This is a genomic window from Acidovorax sp. LjRoot204 (genome assembly GCF_056175785.1).
Genome location: NZ_JBGFFF010000256.1, coordinates 1 through 4,023, shown reverse-complemented (window position 1 = coordinate 4,023; position 4,023 = coordinate 1). Strand labels below are relative to the sequence as shown.

4 protein-coding genes are annotated in these 4,023 nt (G+C 63.4%); 3 read left to right on the top strand and 1 reads right to left on the bottom strand.

The features are described from left to right. Positions 1-250: 250 nt before the first annotated feature. Positions 251-550, bottom strand: coding sequence for a hypothetical protein (locus AC04MI_RS23910; protein ID WP_476498898.1), 300 nt, complete (start codon positions 548-550; stop codon positions 251-253). Between the two features lie 273 nt (positions 551-823). Between AC04MI_RS23910 and AC04MI_RS23905 the strand changes: the two genes are divergently transcribed. The 3 genes from AC04MI_RS23905 to AC04MI_RS23895 all read left to right on the top strand — a co-directional run. Next, positions 824-1,297, top strand: coding sequence for a phage regulatory CII family protein (locus tag AC04MI_RS23905; RefSeq protein ID WP_476498897.1), 474 nt, complete (start codon positions 824-826; stop codon positions 1,295-1,297). Continuing rightward, positions 1,294-1,596: a hypothetical protein gene (locus AC04MI_RS23900; RefSeq protein WP_476498896.1), complete on the top strand. Its 303-nt coding sequence runs from the start codon at positions 1,294-1,296 to the stop codon at positions 1,594-1,596. The genes AC04MI_RS23905 and AC04MI_RS23900 overlap by 4 nt, the downstream gene beginning before the upstream one ends. A gap of 77 nt (positions 1,597-1,673) precedes the next feature. Beyond that, positions 1,674-4,023, top strand: a 2,350-nt coding sequence (locus AC04MI_RS23895; RefSeq protein ID WP_476498895.1) for a VapE domain-containing protein, incomplete at its 3' end; no start/stop codon positions are given.

Genomic DNA, 4,023 nt, shown 5'->3' with positions numbered 1-4,023 from the left:
AGATAGGCCAGATTGGCAATGGTCTTGTCCTCGTCGGGGTCCCAATCGGTCGGAGCCTTGGTGCAAAGGTCTGGGTAGATATTGCACATGTCTTGAAGGATGCGGCGCTGCAGTTCGCGGTCCAGCTTCATAAGGGATACCTCCTTGTTGTCGGGCTAGCTCAAGTTGCGCGGGTGGGCGGCCATGCATAGCGATGTTTCGCGGCCATGGCCAAGCCACCTCAACAAAGATGACTTTCTGTCGGCAGAGGTCAAGTTGCCTTTGATGAACCAGGGCGAGCTGCCCGACTTGGCTTCGTTGGTGCAGGTGTGGGTGCGGGAGCCGTACCAAGCAGTTCCCCGACTTCTAGTTGTCGACGTATCGCGTCTGCCCGCTCCATGAACATTGGAAGCAATGCAATCGCGTGCTCGGGTTTGGCGGCTTTGCCAAACACTGATTGGGCAGAGGCCCATGCGAGTTCCATGGTGTCGTTCAGTTCGACTGCTGCATCTCTGAAATGGGTGGGGATGCCTTTGCGTGAAATCGCTTTGTCGAATACGTCGAGCGTCATGTCTGCCCCTTCTGGCATTGGTGATGTAGGAGTTGCCATCGTAAGCCGGAAGAGGGCAGGCGCCCGGTTCCACGCCCACGGCCATGCCGCCGGGTTTCTGCTCCTTTCCCACATGGTGTGCCGCGCGCAGGCAAGTGCGTGGTGCTTCGCATGCCTGCGTGGTGGGTGCTTTCTTTTCTCTATTCGTTTCCATTCGGCGCCCCTCTCGTTCATGGCCGCAGTGTCATGCGGGCGGGGCGCTTTTGTCAGTAACAACACATCGGGGGCGCTGTGATGATGAATGTGCTTGATGCCGCGTACAACGTGGTGAACGACTATGAAGGCGGGGCGGCCAGCCTGGGCCCTCGCATTGGCAAGGCTGGCACCACGCTGAGCCATGAGGTGACCTGCACGGGCACTGCAAAGCTGGGCCTGGAGACTGCTGTGAAGCTCACGGTTTTGTCGAGGGACTACCGCATCCTGGAGGCGTTTGCAGCCCAGTGTGGGCGCGGAACCTTTCAATTGCCCAGCGTGCTGGCTGAGGGCGGCGACAACGTGCTGGCCCGGCTGGGTGATGTGCTGCGTGAACAAAGCCACGTGGTGCGCGAGGTGAGCGAGTCGCTGGAGGATGGCCAGATCACCGAGAACGAGCGGGACAGCATTCGCCGCGAGGTGGGGCAGTTGATTGCCACGGCGACGCAGCTGCAGGCGGAGGTAGACCGGGCCTATGAAGTGAGTGCTGCCCGGCGGCAAGGGGGTGCGGCATGAGGCCCGCCGGTGAGATCCGCAAGGCGCTGCTAGATGCCTGCGCAGCCCTGGCCAGTGGGGTGCAAGACCCTGAGCACGGGCCCAGCCTGCGCGAGATTGCACACCGGGCCTGCGTGGGGCTGGACTCTGCACAGGACACCATGAAAAACATGGTGCGGGCTGGCGTGGTGCACCGCGTGAACACGCGCAGGGTGGACTACCGCAATAAGCCGGTGGCTGAGTACCGGCCCGGCGCGATGACGCTGGCCGCAAATGATGCTGTTGCTGCCCTTACTGGCGCCGTGCGGGCCTGGGGGTAATCGGATGCTGTTGAACCAAGCCGCTGGCGGGAGGGACGCCGGTTTGTACCCGGCTATGTGTGCGGGAGGGCCTGCACATGGGTGAGCCGACTTCGGCAACTTCAACCACACCACCCGCACCGCCGCAAGTTGAGCCGCCTGTATGGGACACCATACCGGCCCGCCTCGCGCAGGCGCAGCAGTGGGTGCTGTGGAAGTTTGAATGGGATGCGAAGCGCAGCGCTTGGCTGAAGGTGCCGTATTACGTGCAGGGCGGGCGCCGCACGGGCGGGCAGGGTGACGACCGTGACCGCATGCGCCTGGCTACCTTGCCGGTGGTGCGGCGCGCGTTTGAGCGTGCTGCGGGCACTGAGAAGGCCTGGACAGGGATTGGCTTTGGCTTTCTGCCAGGCGATGGCCTGATAGGCATTGACCTGGACAAGTGCTTTAACCCGGCCACCGGCCAGCTGGGCGACCGTGCTGCCAAGATCGTGCAGGCGTTCCATTCGTTCACGGAGTTCTCGCCATCGGGCAAGGGCCTGCACATTTACGTGGAGGGCCACACGGCCACGGCCAAGTCGAACGACATTGGCGTGGAGATGTTTTGCGAGAAGCAATACTTCACCGTGACCGGCAGGCACATGGAGGGCACGCCCCTGGAGGTGTTGCTTGCCGAGGATGGCGCCATCAAGCGCATGCACGCCACGATTGCCGAGGCCAAGCAGAAGTACCAGGGGGCAGCGCCTGCGAAGGCTGCACCGCGCAGCGCCCATGTTCCGGGTGGGCGCGAGGGGCGGGATGATTTCGCCTACGTAAACGGCGAGGCCATGAAGGCTTTGCATGCCTGGGTGCCAACGCTGTTCGGGGGCAAGGAGTCGGCCAGCGGGCAGGGCTACCGGGTGACCAGCAAAGCGCTCGGGCGGGACCTGCAGGAGGATCTGTCGATCAAGCCCGAGGGCATCGTGGATTTCGGTGTGGCCGACATGGGGGACCATCGCCAGGGTAAGCGCACACCGGTTGACCTGGTGATGGAGTGGGGCCCCGGCACGGCCAAGCCCGCCGAGGCCTTGAAGTGGCTTGCGCAGGTGATGGGCATCCAGCTGAGCCCAACGCCAGCACCCCGCGCGAAAAATTCGGCTCCCGCTGGGGGGGCAGATGACGCGGGCGCAGCGCCTGCAGCTGCACCTGCGGCTGATGGTGGCGGGGGTGGCAAGCCGCCGCGCCAGCGCCGTGGCGGCGGGGGTGATGACGGCGACGAAGATGCGGACGGCGACCTGGTGGAGCTGTACAACAAGCTGGTGATGCATCGCGGGCGGCCCATGGATTGCCGCGAGAACGTGATGTATGCGCTGCTGCTGGACCCTGAGCTGAAGGGCTTGGCCAAGCTGAATGACTTCACCCGCTTGATTGAGCGCAGCCGCGCAACGCCCTGGGGGCACGCTGCGGGCGAGTGGGACGAAGAGGACGACCTGATGCTGGGGGAGTACCTGCTGCGGTCTCATCGCCTGGGCGTGAAAGCTAAGGGCACCCTGCGCGATGGTGTGTTGATGGCGGCGCGTTCGCATCGCTTTAACCCGGTGGTGGACCTGATCAAGGCTGAGACCTGGGACCGTGTGGACCGCCTGGATACGTGGTTGTCGCAGGTGTATGGGTTCCCTGAGCGCAAGGACCCTGCGGAGCGTGAGCGGCTGCAGGAGTATGCGCGCCTGATCGGTCGGTGCTTCTTCATGGGCTTGGTCAAGCGTGYCATCCAGCCAGGGTGCAAGTTCGATTACATGCTGATCATCAAGGGGGAGCAGGGCCTGACGAAGTCCACTGCTTTCCGGGCTATTGCGGCGCCGTTCTTCACCGACAACGGCACGAAGGTGGGGGAGAAGGATTCCCTCATGGCGCAGCAGCTGGCGTGGATCGTGGAGTCGGCCGAGCTGGAGTCGTTGAACAAGGCGGACAGCACGGCCATCAAGCAGTATCTGAGCGTGCAGGAAGATCTGTACCGGCCACCGTATGGCGCGCAGATGATCAAGGCGCCACGGCACTTTGTGAACGTGGGCACAACCAATGCGGACACCTTTCTGAAGGATGCCACGGGCGACCGGCGGTTTTGGCCGCTCGAGGTGTTATCGGTGAATGTGGAGCTGTTGCGCGAGTTGCGCGGGCAGCTGCTGGCCGAGGCGCTGCACCGCGTGCTGGCCGGGGAACAGTATTGGCCCAGCCGCGAGGATGAGAAGCGGCTGATCTTCCCTGAGCAAGAGCAGTTCAAGCGGGGCGACTCGTGGGAAGACCTGTTGCACGACATCGTGAACGAGCAGATGTCGCACAAGGTGGGGGAGCCTGCGGGCGCAACCATCGATTTCTGGGCCACCACGAAGCTGTATGCAGCCCTAGGCATCAAGCCCGACCGCATCGACGGCCAAGGCAACATGGATGAGCGAATGGCCCGTGCCATGA

Bases quoted from the DNA above. Each gene is read 5' to 3' on its own strand.
- AC04MI_RS23910 (WP_476498898.1), bottom strand. From the start codon at position 550: ATGACGCTCGACGTATTCGACAAAGCGATTTCACGCAAAGGCATCCCC.
- AC04MI_RS23900 (WP_476498896.1), top strand. From the start codon at position 1,294: ATGAGGCCCGCCGGTGAGATCCGCAAGGCGCTGCTAGATGCCTGCGCA.
- AC04MI_RS23905 (WP_476498897.1), top strand. From the start codon at position 824: ATGATGAATGTGCTTGATGCCGCGTACAACGTGGTGAACGACTATGAA.